The 25,917-nt window shown below is 71.5% G+C and carries 21 protein-coding genes; 10 read left to right on the top strand and 11 right to left on the bottom strand.

The window, feature by feature from the left end; translation table 11 throughout:
* The first annotated feature begins 46 nt into the window (after positions 1–46).
* The 6 genes from gspE to LG388_RS16215 all read left to right on the top strand — a co-directional run bounded on the left by gspE (position 47) and on the right by LG388_RS16215 (position 7,407).
* Positions 47–1,507, top strand: a complete 1,461-nt coding sequence (gene gspE, locus LG388_RS16240; protein ID WP_225783780.1) for a type II secretion system ATPase GspE — start codon at positions 47–49, stop codon at positions 1,505–1,507.
* Positions 1,508–1,514: 7 nt separating this feature from the next.
* Entirely contained in the window at positions 1,515–2,741 is a 1,227-nt protein-coding gene (gspF, locus tag LG388_RS16235) for a type II secretion system inner membrane protein GspF (protein WP_225783779.1), read from the top strand.
* Between the two features lie 79 nt (positions 2,742–2,820).
* Positions 2,821–3,723 carry a 5'-nucleotidase gene (locus LG388_RS16230; protein ID WP_225783778.1) on the top strand — a complete coding sequence of 301 codons (903 nt, stop codon included), beginning with the start codon at positions 2,821–2,823 and terminating at the stop codon, positions 3,721–3,723.
* A 192-nt stretch (positions 3,724–3,915) separates the two neighbouring features.
* Entirely contained in the window at positions 3,916–5,004 is a 1,089-nt protein-coding gene (locus LG388_RS16225; protein ID WP_225783777.1) for an IS5 family transposase, read from the top strand.
* A 241-nt stretch (positions 5,005–5,245) separates the two neighbouring features.
* Positions 5,246–7,060 (top strand): ABC transporter ATP-binding protein/permease, encoded by a 1,815-nt coding sequence (locus tag LG388_RS16220; protein WP_225783776.1) that lies wholly within the window; start codon positions 5,246–5,248, stop codon positions 7,058–7,060.
* Positions 7,057–7,407 (top strand): antibiotic biosynthesis monooxygenase, encoded by a 351-nt coding sequence (locus LG388_RS16215; protein WP_225783775.1) that lies wholly within the window; start codon positions 7,057–7,059, stop codon positions 7,405–7,407. Before LG388_RS16220 ends, LG388_RS16215 begins: the two co-directional genes overlap by 4 nt.
* Before the next feature lie 24 nt (positions 7,408–7,431).
* Here LG388_RS16215 and queC read toward each other — a convergent pair whose 3' ends face one another.
* The 7 genes from queC to LG388_RS16180 form a co-directional block, all read right to left on the bottom strand.
* Positions 7,432–8,166, bottom strand: a complete 735-nt coding sequence (queC, locus tag LG388_RS16210; RefSeq protein ID WP_225783774.1) for a 7-cyano-7-deazaguanine synthase QueC — start codon at positions 8,164–8,166, stop codon at positions 7,432–7,434.
* Between the two features lie 146 nt (positions 8,167–8,312).
* A complete protein-coding gene (locus tag LG388_RS16205) occupies positions 8,313–8,672 on the bottom strand; it encodes a hypothetical protein (RefSeq protein ID WP_225783773.1) in 360 nt (119 codons plus the stop codon).
* A 253-nt stretch (positions 8,673–8,925) separates the two neighbouring features.
* Complete coding sequence (locus LG388_RS16200) at positions 8,926–9,312, bottom strand: roadblock/LC7 domain-containing protein (protein ID WP_225783772.1); 387 nt, start codon at positions 9,310–9,312, stop codon at positions 8,926–8,928.
* Positions 9,309–9,857 carry an ATP/GTP-binding protein gene (locus tag LG388_RS16195; RefSeq protein WP_225783771.1) on the bottom strand — a complete coding sequence of 183 codons (549 nt, stop codon included), beginning with the start codon at positions 9,855–9,857 and terminating at the stop codon, positions 9,309–9,311. Before LG388_RS16195 ends, LG388_RS16200 begins: the two co-directional genes overlap by 4 nt.
* An 84-nt stretch (positions 9,858–9,941) precedes the next feature.
* On the bottom strand, positions 9,942–10,658 hold the full coding sequence (locus LG388_RS16190; RefSeq protein WP_225783770.1) for a hypothetical protein: 717 nt from the start codon (positions 10,656–10,658) through the stop codon (positions 9,942–9,944).
* 225 nt (positions 10,659–10,883) lie between these two features.
* On the bottom strand, positions 10,884–11,378 hold the full coding sequence (locus LG388_RS16185) for a DUF1854 domain-containing protein (protein ID WP_370630182.1): 495 nt from the start codon (positions 11,376–11,378) through the stop codon (positions 10,884–10,886).
* Positions 11,378–13,684, bottom strand: a complete 2,307-nt coding sequence (locus LG388_RS16180; RefSeq protein ID WP_225783769.1) for an ABC transporter ATP-binding protein — start codon at positions 13,682–13,684, stop codon at positions 11,378–11,380. Before LG388_RS16180 ends, LG388_RS16185 begins: the two co-directional genes overlap by 1 nt.
* Positions 13,685–13,855: 171 nt before the next feature.
* Here LG388_RS16180 and cphA (LG388_RS16175) point away from each other — a divergent pair, with 171 nt between their 5' ends.
* The 4 genes from cphA (LG388_RS16175) to LG388_RS16155 all read left to right on the top strand — a co-directional run bounded on the left by cphA (LG388_RS16175) (position 13,856) and on the right by LG388_RS16155 (position 20,285).
* Positions 13,856–16,072, top strand: coding sequence for a cyanophycin synthetase (cphA, locus tag LG388_RS16175; RefSeq protein ID WP_225783768.1), 2,217 nt, complete (start codon positions 13,856–13,858; stop codon positions 16,070–16,072).
* Positions 16,073–16,088: 16 nt separating this feature from the next.
* A complete protein-coding gene (gene cphA, locus LG388_RS16170) occupies positions 16,089–18,674 on the top strand; it encodes a cyanophycin synthetase (protein WP_225783767.1) in 2,586 nt (861 codons plus the stop codon).
* A 235-nt stretch (positions 18,675–18,909) separates the two neighbouring features.
* The gene (locus LG388_RS26835; protein ID WP_370630181.1) at positions 18,910–19,896 is read left to right on the top strand and encodes a hypothetical protein; all 987 of its coding nucleotides are present in this window, start codon (positions 18,910–18,912) and stop codon (positions 19,894–19,896) included.
* A gap of 161 nt (positions 19,897–20,057) precedes the next feature.
* Positions 20,058–20,285 carry a hypothetical protein gene (locus LG388_RS16155; RefSeq protein WP_225783765.1) on the top strand — a complete coding sequence of 76 codons (228 nt, stop codon included), beginning with the start codon at positions 20,058–20,060 and terminating at the stop codon, positions 20,283–20,285.
* 55 nt (positions 20,286–20,340) lie between these two features.
* On the opposite strand, the gene bamE is transcribed toward LG388_RS16155, so the two are convergent.
* Genes bamE through LG388_RS16135 form a run of 4 tightly spaced genes read right to left on the bottom strand, consistent with a single transcriptional unit; the run spans position 20,341 to position 25,824 of the window.
* Positions 20,341–20,793 (bottom strand): outer membrane protein assembly factor BamE, encoded by a 453-nt coding sequence (bamE, locus tag LG388_RS16150; protein WP_225783764.1) that lies wholly within the window; start codon positions 20,791–20,793, stop codon positions 20,341–20,343.
* 59 nt (positions 20,794–20,852) lie between these two features.
* Positions 20,853–22,070 (bottom strand): HlyD family efflux transporter periplasmic adaptor subunit, encoded by a 1,218-nt coding sequence (locus LG388_RS16145; protein WP_370630207.1) that lies wholly within the window; start codon positions 22,068–22,070, stop codon positions 20,853–20,855.
* Between the two features lie 11 nt (positions 22,071–22,081).
* A complete protein-coding gene (locus LG388_RS16140; protein WP_225783762.1) occupies positions 22,082–24,394 on the bottom strand; it encodes a type I secretion system permease/ATPase in 2,313 nt (770 codons plus the stop codon).
* Entirely contained in the window at positions 24,391–25,824 is a 1,434-nt protein-coding gene (locus LG388_RS16135) for a TolC family outer membrane protein (RefSeq protein WP_225783761.1), read from the bottom strand. Before LG388_RS16135 ends, LG388_RS16140 begins: the two co-directional genes overlap by 4 nt.
* Positions 25,825–25,917 lie beyond the last annotated feature (93 nt).

Below are 25,917 nucleotides of genomic sequence, written 5' to 3'. Positions count from 1 at the left end.
CCCGGGGGGGCGCGTCAGTGCCTTCGGGCGGCCGGGCGGCACTGACATGTCCAGCGCCCGCCACCCCCTCCCCTATGCCTTCGCGCGCAGCCAGCAGTTGCTGGTGGAGCGTGGCGACGACGGCAGCGCCACGCTGTGGATGCCCGCGGGCGCGGCGCGCCAGGCGGCCAGCGCGCTCAGCGAGGTGCTGCGCAAGTACGACTTGGGCCCAGGCACGCTGCAGATCCAGACGCTGCCCGCGCACGAACTGGCGCAGCGCATCAGCGCCGCCTACGCGCAGGGCGAATCGAACGCCGCCGCCGTGGTCAGCGAAGTGCAGAGCGACGCCGACCTCACGCGCATGATGCAGGAGCTGCCGGCGGTGGAAGACCTGCTGGAATCGGCCGGCGACGCGCCCATCATCCGCATGCTCAACGCGCTGCTCACGCAGGCCGCGCGCGACGGCGCGAGCGACATCCACATCGAGCCCTACGAGCGCACTTCCAGCGTGCGCTTTCGCGTCGACGGCACGCTGCGCGAGGTGGTGCAGCCCAACCGCGCGCTGCACGCGGCGCTGATCTCGCGCCTGAAGATCATGGCCGACCTGGACATCGCCGAAAAGCGCCTGCCGCAGGACGGCCGCATCTCCCTGCGCATCGGCACGCGCGCGGTGGACGTGCGCGTGTCCACGCTGCCCAGCGCGCACGGCGAACGCGCGGTGCTGCGCCTGCTGGACAAGTCCGAAACGCGCCTGACGCTGCCCGCCGTGGGCATGACCGGCGACACGCTGGCGCGCTTTCGCAGCCTGATCGGGCAGCCGCACGGCATCATCCTGGTCACCGGCCCCACGGGCTCGGGCAAGAGCACCACCCTGTACGCGGCGCTGGGCGAGATGGACGCCGGCAGCAGCAACATCATGACGGTGGAAGACCCCATCGAGTACGAGCTGCACGGCGTGGGCCAGACGCAGGTCAACGCCAAGATCGACCTCACCTTCGCCAAGGCCCTGCGCGCCATCCTGCGCCAGGACCCGGACGTGATCATGATCGGCGAGATCCGCGACTACGAGACCGCGCAGATCGCCATCCAGGCCTCGCTCACGGGCCACTTGGTGCTGGCCACGCTGCACACCAACGACGCCGTGAGCGCCGTCACGCGCCTGACCGACATGGGCGTGGAGCCCTTCCTGCTGTCGAGCTCGCTGCTGGGCGTGCTGGCCCAGCGCCTGGTGCGCAAGCTGTGCCCGGTGTGTTCGCCGCAGGGCACGAGCCACGGCACCGCGCAGGGCGTGGCGCCCGTGGGCTGCGAGGCCTGCGGCCAGACCGGCTACCAGGGCCGCACCGGCATCTTCGAGATGCTCATCGCCGACGACGCCGTGCGCGCGCTGGTGCACAACCGCGCGCCCGAAAGCGAACTGCTGGCCGCCGCGCGCCAGGGCGGCCTGCGCGCCATGCGCGAGGACGGCGAGCGGCTGGTGGCGGCGGGCATCACCTCCCGCGCCGAACTGCTGCGCGTGACGCGCGAGTAGGCCCCCGATGCCCGCGTATTCCTTCGAGGCGCTGGACGCCGAAGGCCGCGCCCGCAAGGGCGTGCTGGAGGCCGACACCGCGCGTTCTGCGCGCGGCCTGCTGCGTGCGCAGGCGCTGATTCCGCTGAGCGTGCAGCCGGTCGGCGGCGACGCGGCCCAGGCCGGTGGCGGCCGGCGCCGCGGGCTGTTCAGCCGGCGCGTGTTCAACGCCACCGAGCTCGCCGTGTGGACGCGGCAGTTGGCCGGCCTGGTCAGTGCCGGCCTGCCGCTGGAGCGCGCCTTGACGGCCCTGACCGAGGAGGCCGAGCGCGAGGACCAGCGCCAGCTGGTGGCGGCGCTGCGCGCCGAGGTCAATGGCGGCTCCACCTTCGCGCGCGCGCTGGGCCAGCACCCGCGCGAGTTCTCGGCCATCTACACCGCCGTGATCGGCGCCGGCGAGCAAGGCGGCAACCTGGGCCTGGTGCTGGAGCGCCTGGCCGATGACCTGGAGCAGCGCCAGGCGCTGCAGCAGAAGCTGGTCGGCGCCACGCTGTACCCGGCCATCGTCACCCTGATCGCGATCGTGATCGTGATCTTCCTGGTCAGCTACGTGGTGCCGCAGGTGGCCAACGTGTTCGCGGGCACCAAGCGCGAACTGCCCATGCTGACGGTGATCATGCTCACGATCAGCGACGTGGTGCGCCACCACGGCTGGCTGCTGCTTGGCGGCGTGATCGGCCTGAGCCTGCTGCTGCGCATGCTGCTGGCCGGCGAAGCCTTCCGCCAGAAGTTCGACGCCGCCTGGCTGCGCCTGCCGCTGATCGGCCGCCTCTCGCGCGGCTACAACGCAGCGCGCTTCGCGGCCACGCTGGCCATGCTGGCGGCGGCCGGCGTGCCCATCCTGCGGGCCCTGCAGGCCGCGGCCGAAACGCTAAGCAACCGCGCCATGCGCGCCGACGCGCTGGACGCGCTGGTGCTGGTGCGAGAAGGCGCGCCGCTGGCCTCGGCCCTGGCGCAGAAGAAGCGCTTTCCGGGCATCGTCGCCATGTTCGCGCGCCTGGGCGAGCAGACGGGCGAGCTGCCGTCCATGCTGCAGCGCGCGGCCCAGCAGCTGGGTGCCGAGGTGCAGCGCCGCGCCATCCACATGGCCACCATCCTGGAGCCATTGCTGATCGTGGCCATGGGAGGCATCGTGATGATGATCGTGCTGGCCGTGCTGCTGCCGATCATCCAGCTCAACCAGTTTGTGAAGTAGCGGGCGGGCCGCACCCGCTTCTCAGCGCAGCAGGCCGCGCGGGCCCACAATGCCGGCTGGCCCTTCATCCTGCCCGCCCATGCCCGTCACGCTCGACGACAAGCTCGTGGTCGCGATCTCCTCGCGCGCCCTGTTCAACCTCGAGGAAGAGAACCGCATCTTCGACGCCGGCGATCCGGCCGCCTACATGCGGCTGCAGCTCGAACGGCTGGACGTGCCGGCGCGCCCGGGCATCGCCTATTCGCTGGTGCGCAAGCTGCTGCGCTTCAACGCGGACGGCGTGCGGCGCGTGGAAGTGGTGATCCTTTCGCGCAACGATCCGGTCTCCGGCATGCGCATCTTCAATTCCGGCGCGGCCGGCGAGCTGCACATCGAGCGCGGCGTGTTCACGCAGGGCCGGCCGCCCTTTCGCTACCTGCGCCCGCTGAACGCCGACATCTTCCTGTCGGCCAACGCAGAGGATGTGCGCGAGGCGTTGGCCGACGGCTTTGCGGCCGCGCACGTGAGCGTGGAAGCCGCGCTGGCCGGCAACCAGCACCCGGACGAGGTGCGCATCGCCTTCGACGGCGACGCGGTGCTGTTCTCCGACGAGGCCGAGCGCGTGTACCAGGCGCAGGGCCTGGCCGCCTTCCAGGCGCACGAGGTGGACAAGGCGGCCGTGCCGCTGGCTGCCGGGCCGCTGGCCCCTTTCCTGATGGCCCTGCACCGGCTGCAGCAGGCAGCCAGCACGGGCATGCGGGTGCGCACGGCCCTGGTCACGGCGCGCGGCGCGCCAGCCCACCGCCGCGCCATCCAGACCCTGATGAGCTGGAACATCCGGGTCGATGAGGCGATGTTCCTGGCCGGGCTGGACAAGGGCGGCTTCCTGCGCGAATTCGAGCCCGATTTCTTCTTCGACGACCAGACCGGCCACGTGGCCTCGGCGGCGCGGCACGTGCCGGCCGGCCACGTGGCCATCGGCGTGAGCAACGAGGCGCGCTGACCTGCCGGGCCGGCAGGCGCCAGATCACTGGCGGACCGAGCCCGGCGCGCGTGCCGGTGGCGGTACGCCGCTTGCGCGTTCCTTGCATGAACCTCTTCAGTTCCGCTTAACAGGCCGTTGAAAAATCCCCTGCGAGCGTCCGCGTCGGCCGCTACGATCTGAAGCCATCCCGGAACAACTGCGACAAGAAAGATGAGAGGCAACCAAGACTTCCAGGGGGCGATGTTTAGCTACATCAGCCTTGAAGAAAGAGTGCCAGCGGCACACCCGCTGCGCAAGTTGCGCGCCGTGGTGGATGCGCTGCTGTCGAGCATGAACAGCGAGTTCGAAGCGGTGTACGCCCGCCGTGGCCGCCCCTCGGTGCCGCCGGAGATGCTGCTCAAGGCCTTGCTGCTGCAAATCCTGTTCTCCATCCGCAGCGAACGCCAGCTGGTCGAGGCGGTCAACTACAACCTGCTGTACCGCTGGTTCGTGGGCCTGAACATTGAAGACAAGGTCTGGGACCACTCCACCTTCAGCGCCAACCGCGAACGCCTCTTCAACGAAGACCTGGCGCGCGCCTTCTTCGAGCGCGTCAAGCTCAGCGCCCAGTGGGGCCGGCTTGCCCGCGACGCACACTTCAGCGTGGACCGCACGCTGATTGAGGCCTGGGCCTCGCACAAGAGTTTCAAACGCAAAGACGACGACAGCGGCACGCCACCCGGACGCAACCCCGAGGTGAACTTCAAAGGGCAGGAGCGCTGCAACGACACCCACGCCAGCACCACCGATGCCGATGCCCGGCTGTTCAAGAAGAGCGCGGGCGACAAATCTCGCCTGTGCCACATGGGGCACATCCTCATGGAGAACCGCAACGGGCTGATCGTGGATGTGGAGATCACACATGCCAGTGGCACCGCCGAGCGCGAGGCGGCGCTGGCGATGCTCAAACGCCGGGGAAACAAGAACAAGCGGGCCACGGTCGGGGCCGACAAAGGTTACGACAGCCAGGCCTTCATCAAGGGCTGCCGAAAGCTCAAAGTCACGCCACACGTGGCGGCCAAGGACAAGCACTCGGCGGTCGATGGCCGCATCCGGCGCCACGAGGGCTACAAGACCAGCCTCAAAGTGCGCAAGCGCATCGAGGAGGCCTTTGGCTGGATCAAGACAGTGGGTGGTCTGGCCAAGACCAAATTGATCGGTCAGGCCAAGCTCGCGGGCCAGGCGCTGCTGTGCTTTGCCACCTACAACCTGGTGCGCATGGGCAGTCTGGGCGGCTGGTGGGACGCGCATCATGCGTGAACCATGGGATACGTGCGCCCGGAACGGGCAAAACGGCCTGCAAACAGGCCGAAATGGCCGCTCCAATCGCTGCGCAGGCCAGTTTGGGCGATCCGTTTCTTCGAAATCCACGACCCTGGCGCGTTCGATGAGCATTTTTTCAACGGCCTGTTAAGCACGCGGTCTCGCTGGCGGCTAGCATCGCCTGGCCGCGGTGCGAAGCCGTGTGCCAGGCGGTCCCTCCCACGATCCAAGCCAGCCCATGCCCCACGACGTCTCCAAGCCCTCCCTCTGGTCCACGGTGCGCCGCATCGGTGCGCTGGCCGCGCCCTACTTCAACTCCGACCAGAAATGGCGCGCCCGCGGCCTGCTGCTGGCCATCGTGCTGCTCAACCTCGGCGCGGTGTACATGCTGGTTCAGATCAACGAGTGGTACCGCGTGTTCTACGACGCGCTGCAGGAGAAGAACCAGCCCGTGTTCTGGCAGCAGATCGTCAGGTTCTGCTGGCTGGCGCTGATCTACATCGTGATCGCGGTCTACAAGTTCTACCTCACGCAGATCCTGCAGTTGCGCTGGCGCGTGTGGATGACCGACCACTACCTCTCGCGCTGGCTGGCGCACAAGGCCTTCTACCGCATGGAACTGGCGCGCTTCACCGACGCCAGCGAGGGCGTGGCCGACAACCCCGACCAGCGCATCCAGGAGGACCTGAACCTCTTCACCAGCTACAGCGTCACGCTGTCCATGGGCCTGCTCAACGCGGTGGTCACGCTGCTGAGCTTCGTCGGCATCCTGTGGACGCTCAGCGGCTCGCTCCCCGTGCCGCTGCCGCAGGCGCTGGGCGGCGGCACGCTGAACATCGTGGGCTACATGGTCTGGGCCGCGGTGCTGTACTGCGCGGTGGGCAGCGCCATCGCGCACTGGATCGGCAAGCCGCAGGTGCAGCTCAACTTCCAGCAGCAGATGCTGGAAGCCAACTTCCGCCACCACATGATCCGCGTGCGCGAGTACACCGAGGCCATCGCGCTCGACGGCGGCGAGCGCGTGGAACGCCGGCAGCTGGACCTGCGCTTCGCCGACGTGATGAGCAACTACCTGAAGCTGATCCGCAACCAGAAGCAGCTGACCTGGTTCAGCAGCTTCTTCGGCCAGGCCGCCATCATCTTCCCGCTGATCGTGGCGGCGCCGCGCTTCTTCAGCGGCGCCATCCAGCTGGGCCAGCTCATGCAGATCAACTCGGCCTTCGGCCGCGTGCAGGAGTCGCTGTCGTGGCTGGTCGACAACTACATGACCTTGGCCGTGTGGAAGGCCACCACCGATCGCCTGACCGGCTTCGAGCAGGCCGTGGTCGCGCATTCGCGGCCCAACCCGGCCCTGGTGCGCGCGCCCGCCGACAATGCCATCGCCGCGCAGGCCCTGCACATCGGCCTGCCCGATGGCCGCACGCTGATCGACGACACCGCCCTGCGGGTGGCGCCCGGCGACACGGTGCTCGTGCACGGCCCCTCGGGCAGCGGCAAGTCCAGCCTGTTGCGCACCCTGGCAGGCATCTGGCCGCATGCCCGCGGGCAGGTGCAGATGCCGCCGCAGACGATGTTCATCCCGCAGCGGCCCTACTTCCCCGACGGCCGCCTGCGCGACGCGCTGGCCTACCCCGACAGCGCCGCGAACTACGACGACGCGCAGCTGCGCCAGGCGCTGGAAGACGCGCTGCTGCCGCAATTGGCCGACCAGCTGGACCGCGAGGACGCCTGGGGCCACAAGCTCTCGGGCGGCGAACAGCAGCGGCTGTCGATCGCGCGCGTGCTGCTCAAGAAGCCGGCCTGGGTGTTGGCCGACGAGGCCACCAGCGCCCTGGACGAGGACGCCGAGGCCACGCTCTACGACCGGCTGGTGGCGCAGGTGAAGCAGGCGCGTGGCGCCATCGTGTCCATCGCCCACCGCTCCACCCTGCTGGCGCACCACCGGCGACGCTGGACGCTGCAGCCGACGGGCGCCGCCGAAGACGCCGAGAATGCCGGCGCCGCGCGCTTTCGCATCGTTCAGCGCGACGTGAACCCGCAAGCCCCCGCATGATCGCCGCCACGCCCGAGCCGCCCTACTACGCCGTCATCTTCACTTCGCTGCGCACCGAGGGCGACCAGGGCTACGCCGCCATGGCCGAGCGCATGGCCGCTCTTGCGGCGCAGCAGCCGGGCTACCTCGGCGCCGAATCGGCCCGCGAGGGCGTGGGGATCACCGTGAGCTACTGGCGCGACCTGGAATCCATCCGCGCCTGGAAGGCGCACAGCGAACACCTGCTGGCCCAGCAGACGGGCCGCAGCCAGTGGTACGCCGACTACCGGGTGCGCATCGCGCGCGTGGAACGCGACTACAGCCTCGAAACCAGCTTCACGGCCGAAGCAGGCGACCTGGCGCGCTGAGACGGCGCGCCTGGCCTGCGCGCCTCAGGCGCGCCGTCCACCGCCGGCGGCCCCCGCTTCGCCGGCCGTTCCGGCATAGGCCTCCCAGCCGCGCGCACGCAGCTCGCAGGCCGGGCAGCTGCCGCAACCGAAACCCCAGTCATGCCGGTGCGCCCGGTCGCCCAGGTAGCAGGTGTGCGTGTGCTCGACGATCAGATCCACCAGCGGCGTGCCGCCCAATTGCCGCGCCAGGTGCCAGGTGCCGGCCTTGTCGATCCACATCAGCGGCGTCTCGATCAGCAACCGGCGCTCCAGCCCCAGCGAGAGCGCGAGCTGCATCGCCTTCATGGTGTCGTCGCGGCAGTCCGGGTAGCCGGAATAGTCGGTTTCGCACACGCCTGTGACGATCACCTGCAGCCCGCGGCGGTAGGCCAGCGCGCCGGCGAGCGTGAGAAAGAGCAGGTTGCGCGCCGGCACGAAGGTGTTGGGCAGGCCGTCCGCCTGCATCTGGAAGGCCATGTCTTCCGTCAGCGACGACCCTCCGATCTGCGCCAGCACGTCGAGGTCGAGCACATGGTCCTCGCCCAGCCGCGGTGCCCATTGCGGAAACTGCGCGCGCAGCTGCGCCAGCACCGTCAGCCGCGCCTCCAGCTCCACGCGGTGGCGCTGCCCGTAGTCGAAGCCCAGCGTTTCCACGCGCGCATAGCGCGACAGCGCATGGGCCAGGCAGGTGGTGGAGTCCTGGCCGCCGGAGAAAAGGACGAGGGCGGTGGTGTGCATGGGGCAGACGCGAACGGGAAGCGACAGAGCAGGTCATTGTCCAGTGCAGCACGTCGCATGCGGTGCGCCGCGGGCGGTCCCCCCTGCGAAAAGAAAAAGCCGCCCGAAGGCGGCCGCGGTCCGAGGCGGGCGAAGCGCGCGCCGGCTCAGAGGGTCAGGCTCTGTTCCACATCGGCCGTCTTGCGGCGCGCCAGCGCCAGGTTGGAGCGGGCCTTGTCCAGCACCAGGTAGATGAACAGGCCTTCCTGCTTCACCATGGGGCGGATGATGTGGTACTGCTTGCCCAGCGTGATGAGGATGTCCTCGATGGTGTCGTTCAGTCCCAGGCTGCGCATGGTCTTCATCTTGGCGCGCACCACCTCGGTATTGCCGGCGGCCGCCACTTCCAGGTCCAGGCCGGTGCCGATCTGGCCGAGGATCATGCCGCTGCCGGAGTCGACCAGCGCTGCGCACAGGGCGCCGTCGGTGGTCATGAGTTCGTCCATGGATTGCTTGATGGTGGCCATGAGTGTCCTTTCGTTCGCGATGTCGTCAGTGCCCTGGATGGTCAGCCGTTGCCCGGGCGCAGAAGGAAGGCGAGGCTGTGTCGAGAAGGGGCGCAATGGCATGCCGGCGCAAGCGCACACCGCGCCCCCCTGCGCCGGAGTGTCGGGGAGACGCGATGTCCTGCACGTGCCGTTGCAGGGGGGGTGTCAACAATGTCACAAAGTTTTCCGATTCCATCGACGCCCTGGGTCCGCACGCCGTGCTGCGCGCGGCTCAGCCCTGCGACCCGAGCTGCCTGGCCGACAGCTTGCTCATGTACAGCACCTGGCCAATGATGGCCTCGCGGCTGGTCACGACGCTGATGATCAGGTCGATCTCGGGATGGCGCGCCCGCACCATGACCAGGTGGCCATGCGCCGCCTCGATGGTCACGTTGTCGCACGCACCCAGGCTGCTTTCCTCGCCGGCCAGGGCGCCCAGCGCGGCGAGCGAACTGGCCAGAGCCGACAGCCGCGCCACCTGGGCGCTGTTTTCCATGCGGCCGGCCAGCTCGAAGCCGTCCTCGCTGGCGATGACCACGGCGCGCACGCCCTTGAGTTCGCGCATGAGCCGGTCGACGGCCGCCTGGGCGGCCTGTTGCAGGGCGGGGGACACGTTCATCGCAGCGCCTCGTGGCCGGTTCGGGATTCGAGCTGCAGCAGCAGCAGGTGGATGAGCTGGAGCACGTCTTCGGCGCGCGTGGCGTTGGCGGGCACCACGGGGCAGATCACGCCGCGCGCCTCCATGCGCTGCGCAAACGCGTCCAGGCCGGGTGCGGGGTGGGTTTCGGTGCGGCCCACGGCCACCACGCAGCCCGTCTCGGCGATCAGCCTGGCGAAATTCTCGAGGTAGATGTCCAGGTCTGCGAGCGGGTCGGGGCGGCTGTTGTCGATGAGGATGATGAGCCCCAGCGCGCCGCGCGCGAGGATGCTCCACATGAACTCGAAGCGCTTCTGGCCCGGCGTGCCATACAGGCGCAGTTTCTCGCCGTTCTCCAGCGTGACTTCGCCATAGTCCAGCCCCACGGTGGTGGTGGCCTTGCCCACGCTCAGGTCGGTGTTGCGCGCCTCGGTGCGCATGGGAATGACCTCGCTGATGGCCGCGATGGCCGAGGTCTTGCCGGCGCCCATGGTGCCGGTGAAGAGGATCTTGTGTTCGATGGCCATGTCAGGGGCAGCGGGCGGGCCGCCGCGCTGGCGCGCGCCGCAGTTCCGCCGGGATGCAGGTCAAGGGGAATGCCACGCCGCCGGTCACCGCGACCAGGCCGGCTGCAGGCCGAAGCGGGCGCGGATGCGCGCGATCAGGCCGGGCTGGGGCGCCGCGGCACCGACGGCCACCGCCGGGCGGGCGGCCGCGTCCGGTTCTGCCGCAGGGGCGGCGTCTGCGGGCAGCGTGGCGGGGACCGGGCTGCTGAGCACCAGGTCGGCCTGGCGCAGTTCGCGCAGGAACTCGATGCACAGCGGCAGGGGCACGCCGGACTGCCGCTGCAGCACGGCCAGCGGCTGCGGGCGCGCGCTCATCAGCGCGGCCAGGCTCAGCCGCTCCGGCGTGCCCAGCAGCGCGGCCGGCGGCCAGCGCCGCAGGCGGAACTGCTCGTCGTCGCGCACCGGCTGCTGCGCGGCGCTGGCGGCGGCATCCGCACGCTGCTGCGCGATGTGGTCGCCGATGCGGTTGAACATGTTCTCGAGGTGGCCCGCGTGCAGCGGCATGGGCAGGGCGAATTCGCCTTCGCCCGGCGGATGGCCCATGCGCAGGACCAGCCCGCCCTGGCCATCGGCGGCGGAGCTGCCGAAGGGGGCGCCGCTCACGCGCAGGTCGCCGCCCTGGACCAGGCACTGCCACTGCTGGTGCGAGCGGTGGTCGAGCACGCGCACCAGCGACTTCAGCAGCAGGTCGTCGCGGACCGACAAGCCTTCAACGGAGTAACTCAGCGCCAGGCGGCGCGGTGCGGCGTGGGGTATTGGCATAAGCACGTCCACAGGTCCCTGCAAGGCAACAGCTCCCGAAATCGGATTCAGTTTAGGAGCCGAGGCGCAATTGTGTCTCGCCGTTACTGCTGTTACTGCCGCGGATGCGTCAAAGTGCCCACCTGAAGGCGTGATCGGCGCTTTTTTGGGTTCTTTGGTGTTAACGCATTCTTCTTCATGGCGGGACGGATGCGTTGCGTTCCCGCATCGCTGGGCCGCCCACCCCTACAGGAATCGTTCGAGCAGGCGCCGTGAGGCACGGTCCAGCGCCTGCCGATCGGGCACGCGCAGCTGCAGGCCGTGCGCGCTGGTGATCAGCAGCGCGCCCCCCTCGAGGCGGCGGATGTCCTCTTCGGCCTTGAGCACGAAGCGCGTGTCGCCGCGGTCGGTGCGCACGTCCCAGGTGCTGGGCACGCCGAAGGTGGAGACACTGCGCAGTTGCAGCAGCACGGGCGCGAAATCGCGCGGCGCCAGTTCTTCGGCCAGCAGGGCGCGCGCCTCGGGCGAAAGCTCGTCCGGATGCGCGATCCAGTGGCGCTCCCGGCCATCGGCGCCCACCAGCGAGATGCCGGCGTCCGGCGCGCTCAGGGCAAAGGCGCGCACGGGGGTCACGGGCTCGGGCGGGCCTTCCGGCTGCAGCATCACGAGCGCGCCGCTGGCGTCGCGCACCAGGCGCAGGGGCGCCGCCGGGTCCGTGGCGCAAGGGGTGTCGTGGCTCATCAGGCGTCTCCGGCCGGGTGCGCGGCATGGCTGGGGTGGGCGTGCAGGGCCGCCAGCGTGGCGACGGCGGCGCGCTCGCGCGCGGCGCCCTCGCTACCCTCGTCGTCATCGGCCTGGCGCTGCTGGGCCTGGTACAGGCGCCAATAAGCGCCTTCGCGCGCCATCAGCGCGTCGTGCGGGCCCACCTCGACGATCTCCCCGCGGTCCATCACCACCAGGCGGTCGGCCTTGCGCAGCGTGGACAGGCGGTGCGCAATGGCCAGCGTGGTGCGGCCCTGCACCAGGTTGTCCAGCGCCTTCTGGATCTCCTTCTCGGTCTCGGTGTCCACCGCCGAGGTGGCCTCGTCGAGGATCAGGATGCGCGGGTCGATCAGCAGCGCGCGCGCGATGCTGATGCGCTGGCGCTCGCCGCCCGACAGGCCCTGGCCGCGCTCGCCGACCAGCGAGTCGTAGCCGTGCGGCAGGCGCAGGATGAAGTCGTGCGCATGCGCGGCGCGCGCGGCGGCGACGATCTCCTCGCGCGTGGCCTCGGGCTTGCCGTAGGCGATGTTCTGCGCGATGGTGCCGAAGAAGAGGAAGGGCTCCTGCAGCACCAGGCCGACGTGGCGGCGGAAATCGGCCACGGCGTAGCGGCGGATGTCGTGGCCGTCGACCAGGATCGCGCCCTCGCTCACGTCGTGGAAGCGGCAGATCAGGTTGACCAGCGTGCTCTTGCCCGAGCCCGAATGGCCGACCAGGCCGATCATCTCGCCGGGCTCGATGGTCAGCTGCAGGTCGCGGATCACGGTGCGCGAGCCGTAGCGAAAGCCCAGGTGGCGCAGTTCGATGCGGCCGGCCAGCGTGCCCTCGATGCGCACCGGGTTCGCCGGCTCGGGCACGTTGCTCACGTGGTCCAGGATGTCGAAGATGCGCTTGGCCCCGGCCGCCGCCTTCTGCGTGACCGAGACGATGCGGCTCATCGAATCGAGCCGCGTGTAGAAGCGGCCGATGTAGGCGATGAAGGCGGTGAGCACGCCCACCGTGATGCTGCCGCGCGCCACCTGCCAGATGCCGAAGCCCCAGACCACGAGCAGGCCGATCTCGGTCAGCAGCGACACGCTGGGCGTGAACAGGCTCCAGGTGCGGTTGAGCCGGTCGTTGACCTGCAGGTTGTACCGGTTGGCGGCGCGGAAGCGCTCGGCCTCGCGCTTTTCCTGCGCGAAAGCCTTGACCACGCGGATGCCGGGGATGGTGTCGGCCAGCACGTTGGTCACTTCGCCCCACACGCGGTCGATCTTCTCGAAGCCCGTGCGCAGCCGGTCGCGCACCACATGGATCATCCAGGCGATGAAGGGCAGCGGCACCAGCGTGACCACGGCCAGCAGCGGGTTGATGGACACCAGGATCGCGGCCGTCATCACGATCATGAGCACGTCGGTCAGGAAGTCCAGCGCGTGCAGCGACAGGAAGACGTTGATGCGGTCGGTCTCGGAGCCGATGCGCGCCATCAGGTCGCCCGTGCGCTTGCCGCCGAAGTAATCGAGCGGCAGCGTGAGCAGGTGCTCGTAGGTGGTGGTGCGCAGGTCCGCGCCCATGCGCTCGGACACCAGCGCGAGCAGATAGGTGCGCGCCCACCCCAACCCCCAGCCCAGCAGCGCAGCCAGCAACAGGCCGCCCAGGTACAGCACCACGCGCATGGGGTCGATGGCCTGCCCGTTCTGGAACGGGATCAGGATGTCGTCCATGAGCGGAATGGTCAGGTAGGGCGGCACCAGGGTGGCGGCCGTGGACAGCAGGGTCAGCACGAAGCCCCAGATCAGCTGCGTGCGGTAGGGCCGGGCGAAACGGCCCAGGCGCAGCAGCACCCAGGTGGAGGGCGGCGTCTGCAGTTCGGTGTCCAGCGGCTCGCCGTCGCCGCCGTTCGCGCCCTCCTCGGCCTGGGCCTCGGGCAGGCCGGCCAGGCGCCGGGCCTGCTGCGCCAGGCGCCGCTGCAGCCGCAGCAGGGCCGGCTGGTGCGCGAGCGTGTAGCGCCAGCGCGCCAGGCGCACGGCGCCGTCCATGAGTTCGGCCGTGCCCACGCCCGCATGGTCGTGCAGACGCAGCTCCAGCGCGGCGGTGAGCGGCCACTCGCTCCGCTCGCCTGCCGCGCCCCGCGCCAGTAGGCGCTGCGTGCTCAGCAGCAGCGCACCGTCGGCGAAGCGCAGATCGGCACTCAGGTCAACCGGCGCCACGGCCAGCACGTTTTCCGAGACCAGGAGCCGGCCTTCGAAGCCGGCGGCAAGGGCCGATTCGCCCCCCGGGGCACCGACTGGATCAGGTGTTTGCATTCTTCTTTCGTTCATGTCTTCGATCACCAGGGCCCCGGATGAAGGCCTGATCGACGCGCCGGTCGGGCGCTGCGCATTCTCGACGCCAGAAGCCCCCCGGGCCCGCGAGGGCCCGCCGGTTCCCGGCCCCTGGCCACGGCACCGTCCGCGCATTCCCCTACGAACGTTCACATGCCCCGTTTCGACGACATCCGCCTGATGCGCGCGCGCTACCTGCGCGGCCCGAACATCTGGACCTACCGCCCCGTGCTGGAGGTCTGGCTGGACCTGGGCGCGCTGGAAGACTATCCCTCCAACCTCGTGCCCGGCTTCCCGGAGCGGCTGACGAACCTGCTGCCGGCCCTGATCGAGCACCACTGCGGCGTGGGCGAGCGCGGCGGCTTCATCCAGCGCCTGCAGGAAGGCACCTGGGCCGGCCATGTGCTGGAGCACGTGGTGATCGAGCTGCTGAACCTGGCGGGCATGCCCACGGGTTTCGGCCAGACGCGCAGCACCTCGCAGCACGGCCAGTACCGCATGGTCTTTCGCGCGCGTGACGAGCAGGTGGCGCGCACCGCGCTGGCCGAGGGCCACCGGCTGCTGATGGCGACGCTCAACGACGACCCCTGCGACGCGGCCGACGTGCAGCGCGCCATCGACGCCATCAAGGCCAAGGTGGACGACTGCTACCTGGGGCCGAGCACCGCGGCCATCGTCAACGCCGCCATCGACCGCGGCATCCCGGCCATCCGCCTGAACGAAGGCAACCTGGTGCAGCTGGGCTACGGCGCCAGGCAGCAGCGCATCTGGACCGCTGAATGCGACTACACCAGCGCCATCGGCGAATCCATCGCCGGCGACAAGGCCTTGACCAAGTCCCTGCTGGCCAGCTGCGGCGTGCCGGTGCCCGAAGGCCGCGTGGTGGCCAGCGCCGAGGAGGCCTGGGAAGCGGCCGAGGACATCGGCCTGCCGGTGGCCGTGAAGCCGCAGGACGCCAACCACGGCCGTGGCGTGTCGCTGGACCTGCGCACGCGTGAAGAGGTGCTGGCCGCCTTCGCCGTCGCCGAGCCCGAGGGCAGCGAGGTGATGGTGGAGCGCTTCGTGCCCGGCCAGGAACACCGCCTGCTGGTGGTGGGCGGTGAGGTGGTGGCCGCCGCGCGCGGTGAGATCATCACCGTGACCGGCGACGGCGCCAGCAGCGTGCGCCAGCTGATCGACAGCCAGCTCAACAGCGACCCGCGGCGCGGCGCGCAGGAGGAGTACCCGCTGGACATCATCCTGCCCGACACCGACGCCAAGCTGCAGCTGGAGCTGCAGCGCCAGAACCTGAGCGCCGATTCGGTGCCGGCCGTGGACCAGGTGGTGGTGATCCAGCGCAACGGCAACCTGAGCGTGGACTGCACGGACCAGGTGCATCCCGAGGTCGCGCATGCCGCCACGCTGGCCGCGCGCATCGTGGGCCTGGACATCGCGGGCATCGACCTCGTGTGCGAGGACATCGGCCGCCCGCTGCAGACGCAGCGCGGCGCCATCGTCGAGGTGAACGCCGGCCCCGGCCTGCTGATGCACCTCAAGCCGGCCGTGGGCGCGCCACGACCCGTCGGCCGTGCCATCTGCGACCACCTCTTCCCCGAGGACGACAGCGAGCTGCCGGGCCGCATCCCCATCGTGGGCGTGGCCGGCACCGAGGACACGGCCGCGCTCGCGCGCCTGGTGGCCTGGCTGGTCAGCCTGTCGGGCAAGCCCACCGGGCTGGCCTGCCGCGAGGGCCTGTTCCTGGACCGCCGCCGCGTCGATGCGCGCGACAGCGCCCATTGGGAAGCCGGCCGCCGCCTGCTGGTCAACCGCCAGGTGGAAGCCGTGGTGATCGAGAACGGCGCCGAGACCCTGCTGGCCGACGGCCTGCCCTACGACCGCTGCGAGGTGGGCATCGTGACCGATCTGGGCGGCGCCGAGGCCCTGGGCCATTACGACATCCAGGACAGCGACCAGATGGTGAAAGTGCTGCGCACCCAGGTGGACGTCGTGCTGCCGCACGGCACGGCCGTGCTCAACGCCGCCGATGCGCGCGTGGCCGGCATGGCGCCGCTGTGTGACGGCGACGTGGTGCTTTATGCCAGCGACGCCGGCGCGCCTGCGCTGGCCGAGCACCTGGGCGCCGGCGGCAAGGCCGTGCTGGTGCGGCAGGACCGCGTGGTGCTGGCCACCGGCACCAGCGAAGCCTTCCTGCCCGGCATGGGCACGCTGGCCGCCTGGGGCGCCCGGCATGCGAGCGTGCGCGTGGACAGCCTGCTGGCGGCCGTAGGCGCGGCCTGGGCGCTGGGCATCCCGCTCAACCTGATCGGCGCCGGCGTCGAGATGTTCGATGCCGCGCCTCCCGTCGCCCCTTCCTTCGCCCTGCCGGCCTGAGCGGCCCCGCGACACCATGGACATCATCCGCACCCGCGCCCTGCGCGGCCCCAACCTGTGGAGCCGGCACACGGCCATCGAAACCGTCGTGGCCTGCCATGGCGACGAGAACGTGATCGAGCAGCTGCCCGGCTTCGAGACCCGGCTGCGCGCGCTGTTCCCCTTCATCGGCGAGCTGCATCCCACCGTGCTGGGCCAGCCGCTGGCCCTGGCCCATGTGCTGGAGAACGCGGCCATCGCGCTGCAGGTGCAGGCCGGCTGCCCGGTCATCTTCGGCCACACCACAGCCACGCTGGAAGAAGGCGTGTACCAGGTGGTGGTGCAGTACACCGAGGAAGCGGTGGGCCGCCTGGCCGTGAAGCGCGCGGCCGAGCTGATCGCCGCCGCGCAGCACGCCGGCGGCGCGCCGGGCTTCGACGCCGCCGCCGTGGTCGCCGAGCTGCGCGAGCTGGACGAGGACGAGCGCCTGGGCCCGAGCACCGGGGCCATCGTCGAAGCCGCGGTGGCACGCGGCATCCCATACCGCCGCCTGACGCGCGGCAGCCTGGTGCAGTTCGGCTGGGGCGCGCGCCAGCGCCGCATCCAGGCGGCCGAGGTCGACAGCACCAGCGGCGTGGCCGAATCCATCGCGCAGGACAAGGAGCTGACCAAGCAGCTGCTCAATGCCGCGGGCGTGCCCGTGCCGCTGGGCCGGCCCGTGAAGGACCTGGAGGACGGCTGGGCCGCCGCGCTGGAGATCGGCCTGCCCGTGGTCACCAAGCCGCAGGACGGCAACCAGGGCAAGGGCGTGACGGTGAACATCAGCTCGCGCGAACAGTTCGAGGCCGCCTACGCCTCGGCCGCCCACTACGGCGAGGTGATGGTCGAGAAGTTCCTGCCCGGCTTCGACTTCCGCCTGCTGGTGGTGGGCGACAAGCTGGTGGCGGCCGCGCGCCGCGACCCGCCGCAGGTGATCGGCGACGGCGAACGCACCGTGCGCGCGCTGGTCGACGAGGTGAACCAGGACCCGCGCCGCGGCGAAGGCCATGCCACCTCGCTGACCAAGATCCGCCTGGACGACATCGCCATCGGCCGGCTGGAGGCGCAGGGCCTGACGCCCGACAGCGTGCCTGCGCTGGGCCAGCGCGTGGTGCTGCGCAACAACGCGAACCTGTCGACCGGCGGCACCGCCACCGACGTGACCGACACCGTGCACCCCGAGATCGCCGCCCGCGCGGTGGACGCCGCGCAGATGGTGGGCCTGCACATCTGCGGGGTGGACATGGTCTGCGAGAACGTCATCCGCCCGCTCGAGGAGCAGCACGGCGGCATCGTGGAAGTGAACGCCGCGCCGGGCCTGCGCATGCACATCAGCCCCTCCTTCGGCCGCGGCCGGCCGGTGGGCGAGGCGGTGATCGACCAGCTTTTCGCCGACGGCGACGACGGCCGCATCCCGGTCGTGGCCGTGACCGGCACCAATGGCAAGACCACCACGGCGCGCCTGATCAACCACCTGCTGGCCGCCAGCGGCCTCGTGACGGGCATGACCAACACCGACGGCGTGTACGTCGACGGGCGCCAGACCGACAGCGGCGACTGCAGCGGCCCCAAAAGCGCGCGCAACGTGCTGCTGCACCCCGACGTGGAGGCGGCGGTGTTCGAGGTGGCGCGCGGCGGCATCCTGCGCGAAGGCCTGGGCTTCGACCTGTGCAGCGTGGCGGTGGTCACCAACATCGGCGCGGGCGACCACCTGGGGCTGAATTACATCAACTCGGTGGAAGACCTGTCGGTGCTCAAGCGCGTGATCGTGCGCAACGTGGCGCCCGGCGGCTATGCCGTGCTCAACGCGGCCGATCCGCACGTGGCCGCCATGGCCGGCGTCGCCCCGGGCGGCCCGGCCCATGTCATCTACTTCGCGGCCGACCGCCAGTGCCCCGTGATGGCCACGCACCGCGCGCAGGGGCACCGCACGGTGTACGTGGACCGCAGCGAGGTGATCGCGGCCGAAGGCGCCTGGCGCGAGCGCGTCCCGCTGTCGGGCGTGCCCATCACGCGCGGCGGCACCCTGCCCTTCCAGGTCGAGAACGTAATGGCCGCCGTGGCCGCGGCCTGGGCCGTGGGCCTGGACTGGGACACCATCCGCAGCGGCCTGGCCAGCTTCAAGAACGACGCCGCCGGCGTGCCCGGCCGCTTCAACATGATGCGCTTTCGCGGCGCGACGGTGATCGCCGACTACGGCCACAACACCGACGCCATGAAGGCGCTGGTGGCCGCCATCGACACGCTGCCCGCCAAGCGCCGCTCGGTGGTCATCAGCGGCGCGGGCGACCGGCGCGACTGCGACATCCGCGACCAGACCGCCATCCTCGGCGAGGCCTTCGACGAGGTGGTGCTCTACCAGGACGCCGCCCAGCGCGGCCGCGCCGACGGCGAGGTGATCGCCCTGCTGCGCCAGGGCCTGGTGGGTGCGCGCCGCACCACGACGGTCCATGAGATCCGCGGCGAGTTCATCGCCATCGACACCGCGCTGGACCGCCTGCAGCCGGGCGACCTGTCCCTGATCCTGGTGGACCAGGTGGAAGAGGCGCTCGCGCACCTGGCGCGGCGCATCGAAGCGGGCTGAGGGCCAGCAGGCCGCGGGCGCGGTGCCGGCGCGGCACCCGCCTGGCGGCCTGCACCGCGTCGGACTGCGCCCACAGGCGATCGGCTCACTGGCCGCGCGCGCGGCGGCGCAGCGCTCCCACATCGCGGCCGGGCGGGCCGCCCGACACTGGCGTTCCGTTGATCGCGGGCCTGCCCGAAGGCGCCCCGTGCCCCGGCACGGCGCCTTCGGCGGCGGCCCGCCAAGGAGCCTGCCCATGCCATTGTCCCAACCGTCGTCTTCCCTGCGCCCCTGGGCGCACGCCGGTGCGCTGGTGCTGCTGCTGTGCGCCGGCAGCGCCGGGGCGCAAGCGCAGCCCGCCGCGCCCGCCACCGCCCATTGCGATGGGGTGCAGCAGGACCGTGCCGCCTGCCTGCGCGAAGCCGGCGCGGCGCGCCAGGAGGCCCGGCGCGGCGGGCTGACCACGCCCGGCGGCGCCGCGGTGGACGCGAACGCCCTGGCCCGCTGCGACAGCCAGCCCGCCGCCGATCGCGCCGCCTGCGAGGCGCGCGTGCGGGACGGGCGCTTCGTCCAGCAGCGGCAGCGTGATGGGCGGCGGCGTGATCCGCGAAACCGTCACGCCGCTGCCGCCTCAGCCCGCGCCCGCGCGCTGAGCCCGCGCTATCGCCCCACCCTTCTTCTGCCGACACGTCCGCCGCCGCAGCCGGCGGACGCGCACCGCGGCTTCCCCCGCGACGCCGCACGGCCCGATTCCGCCCGCTGCAAGAGGAGCTTTGTCACCATGACCATCCCCGCCCGCCCCCTGCGTTGCGCCCTGCTGCTGGGCGCCAGCCTGATCGCCGTGCCCGCGCTGGCCCAGACCGCCGGCACCCAGCGCACCTACCAGGAAGAGCGCGCCATGTGCGCCCACCTGCCGCAAGACCCGGCCGCCTGCGCCCGCGAAGCCGGCGCCGCCCGCCAGGCCGCGCGCCAGGGCCAGCTGACCAGCGCCCCCGACTACAGCGCCAACGCGCTGGCCCGCTGCGCCGTGCATCCGCCGGCCGAGCGCACTGCCTGCGAGGCGCGCGTGACCGGCACCGGCCAGACCACGGTGGATGGCAGCGTGATGGGCGGCGGCCTGATCCGCGAAACCGTGACCACGGTCATGACGCCCGCCCCCGCCACCGCGCCACCTGCACCGGCGGTCACGCCCATGCCCATGCCTGCACCGCAGCCCGCGCCCCCGCGCCCGCTGATGCGCTGAAGCGGCCCGGGCCAGTGATGTGCCGGGGCCGGCCGCTCGACGCTGCGGCCCCGGCATGACAAGCGCCTGACACAGGCGCCTGCCAGCATGACGGCATGGCACGGCGCTTGCGTCGGGCCGCACAAGGACGCCTTCGAATCTCTATCACACCCTCTTCTTCCATGCTGAGTCTCCAGAAGAAAGCCGACATCCTGCGCCGGGCGCAGATGGAGCCCCCCCGCCCTGCCCCTGACGCGGACGAACGCAGCCTGACGGCCTGGGCGCGCGAGATCGAACAGCGCTTCGTGGCCTACAGCGCCGCGCGTGCCGCGCAGAGCCTGCGCCAGGCCGAAGAGGCCCGGCAGCACGCGCTGCTGCAGCGCATGGCGTGGTCGACGGCGCGGCTCTGACCGCACCGCGGCGCCACGCCCGGGCGCCGGGGCGCGGCGCCCGCCGGGCCGCCCGTCAGCCGGCCCGGCGGCCGGCGCCCACCAGGTCCAGGCATTGCTGGCGGCGCCAGACCGTCTCGCGCACGGCCTGGCCCGCGCCGTCGAACACCACCTTGTACTGGCACACGAGGTAGTTCTGCGACTGCGGCATCCGGAACTTGAAGTGGTAGTCCCACTCCGGGCCGCGCGGCCCGGCGCTCTTTTGCAAGGGCTGGCCCAGCAGCTCCTGCACGCGTGCCGCGGGCGTGCCCGCCGTCAGCGCCGCGAAGCGTGCGGGCTCGCTGACCACGCCGTCGCGCAGGAAGGGTTCCTTGAAGTCCGGGCGGCGGGCTTCGACGTCCTGGTAGCTCAGCTTGTCGGGGTTGCTGGTGGCATCGACCGGGTTGTGGTGCCCCGTGGCGCAGCCCGCCAGCCACAGGCTCATGGCCGTCCACAGCACCAGGGAAGGGGTTCGTCGGTTCATCGTCATGGCGTCGTCCTCAATCAGCGGTTCATTGCAAAGGGTGGGCGGACCGGGCCGCCACGGCTTCAGCGCTCGCGCAGCGCCTCGCGCGCGCGGTTCAGCGGCTTGGTCAGGTAGTCCCACACGGTCTTGCGGCCCGTGCGAATGTCGGCCGTCGCGACCATGCCGGGCACGATGGGAAAGCGCTTGCCGGCCCCGTTCACCAGGGCATCGGCCTGCGTGCGGATCATCACCGGGTAGTACACGATCTCGGGCTTGACCTCGTCGCGCAACGTGTCGGGCGCGATGTTGACCACCTGGCCCGGCAGACCGCCGTAGACCGCATAGTCATAGGCCGTGACCTTGACCAGCGCCTCCTGCCCCGGGTGGATGAAGGCGATGTCGCGCGGCGAGATACGCGCCTCCACCAGCAACTGGTCGTCCAGCGGCACCAGCGTCATCAGCGAGCCGTTGGGCGGCACCACACCGCCGATGGTTGTCACCTCCAGATGCTTGACCACGCCGCGCACGGGCGACTGCAGGGTCAGCCGTTCCAGCGTGTCGGCCCGCCCGCGCACCACGGACGACAGCGACTTCACTTCGGCATCGGCCTTGGCCAGCTCCTCGCGGCTGCGCACCATGTAGCCGGCCCGCGCTTCGGCGATCTTCAGTTCCAGATCCGCCCCCTGGCGCTGCAGCCGGATCAGCTCCACGTTGCTGGCCGCGCCGCTGGCCACCAGCGAGCGGGTGATGTCCAGCTCGCGCCGGACCAGGGCCAGGGCCTGGTTCAGGCCGCCCACGGTTTCGTTGAGGCTGGCGCGGCGCGAGCGGAACAGCGCCGCCTCGGAAGCCGTCAGCTGCGGCCAGTCCTTGAGCTCGTCGGGAAAATCGATGCTGGCGCGGCCGTCCACTTCGGCGCGCAGCCGGGCGCTGCTGGCCAGGGCGGCGCGGTAGCGGGCGGCCGTCTCCTCCACGTTGGACTCGCCGCGCGTCGGGTCCAGCTGCGCGAGCACTTCGCCCTTCTCGACGATCTGGCCCTCGCGCACGCGCAGCTCGGCCAGGATGCCGCCTTCCAGCGACTGGATGCGCTGCTCGCGCGAGGTGGGGATCACCTTGCCGGTGCCACTGGAGACCTCGTCGATCTCGAAGAACCAGGCCCAGGCGAAGAAGGCGGCCAGGAACAGCGCCACCGCCCACACCACGCGGCCGGAGCGGCTGGCGCGCACTTCGTCGAAGTCGTCCAGGTTCGGCAGCGGCCGCGCCTGCGCTGCCTGCGTCGACGCCGGCCCGCCGGCCCGTTGCATGGAAACGGCGTTCATGCGGCACTCCCTTCACCCGAGGGCGCCTGCGGCTGGACCGAGACCCGCGGGCGCACCACCGCCTGCACGCGTTGCAGGCCGGACGGCGCCGCCGGCGCAGGCGGCGCAGCGGACGGGCCCTGGCGCAGGCGGCCCAGCACCTCGTCGCGCGGGCCGTCCATCACGATGGCGCCGCCGTCGAGCACCAGCACCCGGTCCACGGCCTCCAGCACGGCCGGCCGGTGGGTGGCCACCACCAGCGTGCGGCCCGGGGCCAGCGCGCGCAGCCGGGTGATGACTTCGCGCTCGGCCACTTCGTCCAGGGCCGCCGTGGGTTCGTCCAGCAGCAGCACGTTCGGGCGGCGCAGCAGCAGCCGCGCCAGCAGCAGGCTCTGACGCTGGCCGCCCGACAGTCCGAGGCCGCCTTCGAGCACCGGATGGTCCAGCCCCTGGGCCAGCTTCTGCACGAAGGCCCAGGCGCCCGCGTCCTGCAGGGCCGCCACCAGTTCGGCATCGGTGGCATGCGGGGCGCCCAGGCGCAGGTTCTCGCGCAGGCTGCCGTGGAAGAGGCGGGCGTTCTGCGTCAGCAGGGCCACGTCGCGCCGCACGTCGGCGGGGTCGATGTGGGCCAGCGCCACGCCGTCGAGCAGCGCGGTGCCCGCCTGGGGCTCCAGCAGGCCCGACAGGGCCTGCAGCAGCGTGGACTTGCCGGCGCCGTTGCGCCCGAGCACGGCCACGCGCTCGCCCGGCCGCAGGCGCAGCAGCTTCACGCGCAGCGCCGGGGTCGTGCCGTCATGGCTGAACACGGCCTGCCGCAGCTCGTAGTCGCCCGCCAGCGCAGGCCGGTGGATGCGCGTGCCCTCGGGCGCATGGTCCACCGGCAGCTTCATGAGCTGGTCCAGGGCCTCGCTGGCCACCTTGGCCTGCTGCCAGCGGTTGAGCACCTGCGTCACGCCCGCGAGCGGTGCCAGCATGCGGCTCACCAGGATGGAGGCGGCCACCAGCACGCCGGTGCTCATCTCGCCGGCCATCACCTGCGGCGTGCCGAAGAACACCACGAAGGCGAAGGCACTGCCCTGCACGGTCTGCATCCAGTTGTTCAGGCCGTTGAGCAGCGCGCGCAGCTTCAGGCCCGACTCGGCGTTGACGGCGTTGTAGTGGTTCCACTGGTTCTGGAAGCGCGGCTCGGCCTGCAGCACCTTGATGTCCTCGATGCCCTGCACGGCCTCCACCAGCATCGCGTTGCGCAGCGAGGATTCACGCATGCCGGCCTGGGCCAGCCCGCGCAGGCGCCGCTGGGCCAAGAGGCTGGGCACCAGCAGCAGCACGAAGGCGGCCAGCGGCACCCACACCAGCGGGCCGGCGATGAACCAGAAGACCGCGCAGAACAGCAGGAAGAAAGGCAGGTCGGCCACCGCCGTGACGGTGGTGGAGGTGAGCATTTCGCGAACGGGCTCGAGCTCGCGCACCTGCGAGATGAAGGTGCCCGTGGAGCGTGGCCGCGCCGTGTTGCGCACGCGCAGCGCATGGCCGAACACGCGGTCGGACACCCGCAGGTCGGCGCGCTTGCCCAGCGCGTCGGTGATGTGCATGCGGGCGCTGCGCATGGCCCACGCGAAGGCGATCGACAGCAGCACGCCGCCGAACAGCACGTACAGCGTGGGCAGCGACTGGGCGGGCACCACGCGGTCGTAGACCTGCATCGAAAAGAGAATCCCGCCCAGCGCCATCAGGTTGGTGATGAAGGAGGCCAGCAGGATGTGGGCATAGGGCCGCAGGTCGGCCAGCACCAGGCTGCGCAGCCAGTGCGGCTGCACCGGCTGGATGTAGCCGTCCACGCGCGAGTCGGGGGCGGACTGCAGCGGGCGCAGCACGGCCACAGCCTGCACGTGCGGCTGCAGTTCGGCCAGCGGGCGCGTGCTTTCCGTGCCCTGGTCGCCGCTGAAGGCCAGGCGCAGGCCGTCCTGCGTGATCGCGCTGACGACGGCCACCTGGCCGCCGGCCAGCTGCAGCACCACCGGCAGCCGCCAGGCGTTGAGCTGGTCCAGCCGCGGGCTGACGAAGCGCAAGGCCAGGCCGGCCTGGCGGGCCATGTGCCGCGCGCCGTCCTCGATGGGCTGGGCGCTGTTCCACTGCGCCGCCACGCGGATGCGCTCGCGCGAGGCATCGAGCTGGTAGTGGCCCGCCACGGCCAGGACGGCGTCGAGCCAGCCCGACTGCAGCGCGTCGCGCTCCTGCGCCCGCGCCCGCCCGGCGGGCGGCGGCAGTTCCGGGGCCGGGCGGCCCTCCGCCGCGCCGGCCGGCACCGCGCTGGAAGAGGAAGCGCTCATCGCGCGCCTCCGGGGCGCAGGCCCCCGTCGGCGACGGCGGGCAGCGCGTCCAGGCCGAAGGCCGTGCGCAGGCGATCGGTGTGATAGAGGCACAGCAGGCCCAGGCGGTACTGCTCGTGCACGCTGGCGGCATGGTCGAAACGCACCGTGTGGTATTCCTGCTCGGCGTTGAGAAGATCGAGCAGCGAGCGCGTGCCCAGCTGCAGGTACTGCTGGCGGTACAGGTCGCGCGTCGCGCGGATGCTGGCGACGCGCGCCTCCAGCACGGGCAGGCGCTGCGCATGGCCCTGGGCCTGGGCCCGGGCGTCCTCCAGTTCCTGCGCCGCCACCAGCCGGGCCCGCGCCAGCGCGGCATCGGCCGCGCCCAGCGCATGCACGGCCGCGCGCTGGCGGGCCTGGTTGCCGCCGCCTTCGTAGAGCGGTGCCGAGAAATTCAGTCCCACCGAGGTGGACAGGCCGTTGTCGCCCGGCAGCCGCGAACGCGCATCCAGCCCGCGGCTGACCGAGCCGTCGAGGGAGAGCGTGGGCAACAACTGGGCATCGGCGGCGCGCAGCGCGGCCTCGGCCTGCTCGCGCTGGGCCTGGGCCAGGCGCACCGCCGGCGGCGCGGCCCCGTCGGCCCCGGCCCCGGCCCCGCAGGCCGTCTCGAGCACGGCCGGCGGCGTGCCGGCGATGGTGCCGACAGAGCGCGCGCCGGTCAGGTGCATCAGGCTGATGCGCCAGCGCCGCACCTGCGCGGCGGTGTCCAGCACCTGCGCCCGCGCGGCTTCCACGCGTGAACGGGCCTGCTCCACGTCGGAGCGCGAACTCGCGCCCTTGCGCTCGCGCTCCATCACCAGATCGGCCAGCGCCTGCACGCCGCGCACCTGGTCGCGCGCGATCTCGCCCATGGCCTGCTGCCGATAGACCTCCAGCCAGGCCAGCGCCGTCTCGCGGGCCACGTCGTCCACCGACAGCAGGGCCTGCGCCTGGGTGGCGGCGACCGATGCCTCGGCCTCCTGCACCGCGCTGGCCACCTTGCCGAAGTCGTACAGCATCTGCGACACCGACACCGAGGCCGTGTGCACGCGCCGGCTGTCGTAGGGGCTGATGGTGCGATTGCTCAGCTGCGAGCCCACCCCGGCGCGCACCTGCGGGTAGTAGCCGGCGCGCGCGGCGGCGATGCCCTCATCGGCCTGGAGGATCTGCCGCGCCGCGCCGCGCACGGCGGGATGGGTCTGTGCAGCGGCCCGGACGGCCTGGACCAGGTCGATGCCGGCGCTGGCATCCGAAGCGTCGGACACCAGCACGGGCGAGAGCGTGCCCGGGGCCGCCGGCGTCGGCGCTGGCGCGGGCATCTGCTGGGCCAGGGCGCCGCCTGCCCACAGCAGTGTGCAGGCCAGGGCCACGCCGCCGGCACGGCACAGCGCAGGGGTCAAGGAACGAGACATGGAATGGGAGGCAATGAGAAGAACCGGAACAGGAAGCCGGGGCGCGGGCCTGAGAACGCGCATGTCGCCATGCGATGCCCCTGCCCCGCGCCG

Source organism: Xenophilus sp. Marseille-Q4582, assembly GCF_916700565.1.
Classification (GTDB): domain Bacteria; phylum Pseudomonadota; class Gammaproteobacteria; order Burkholderiales; family Burkholderiaceae_C; genus Xenophilus.
Note: the sequence above shows the minus strand (reverse complement) of the source record. Positions and strands in the feature narration are given on the sequence as shown.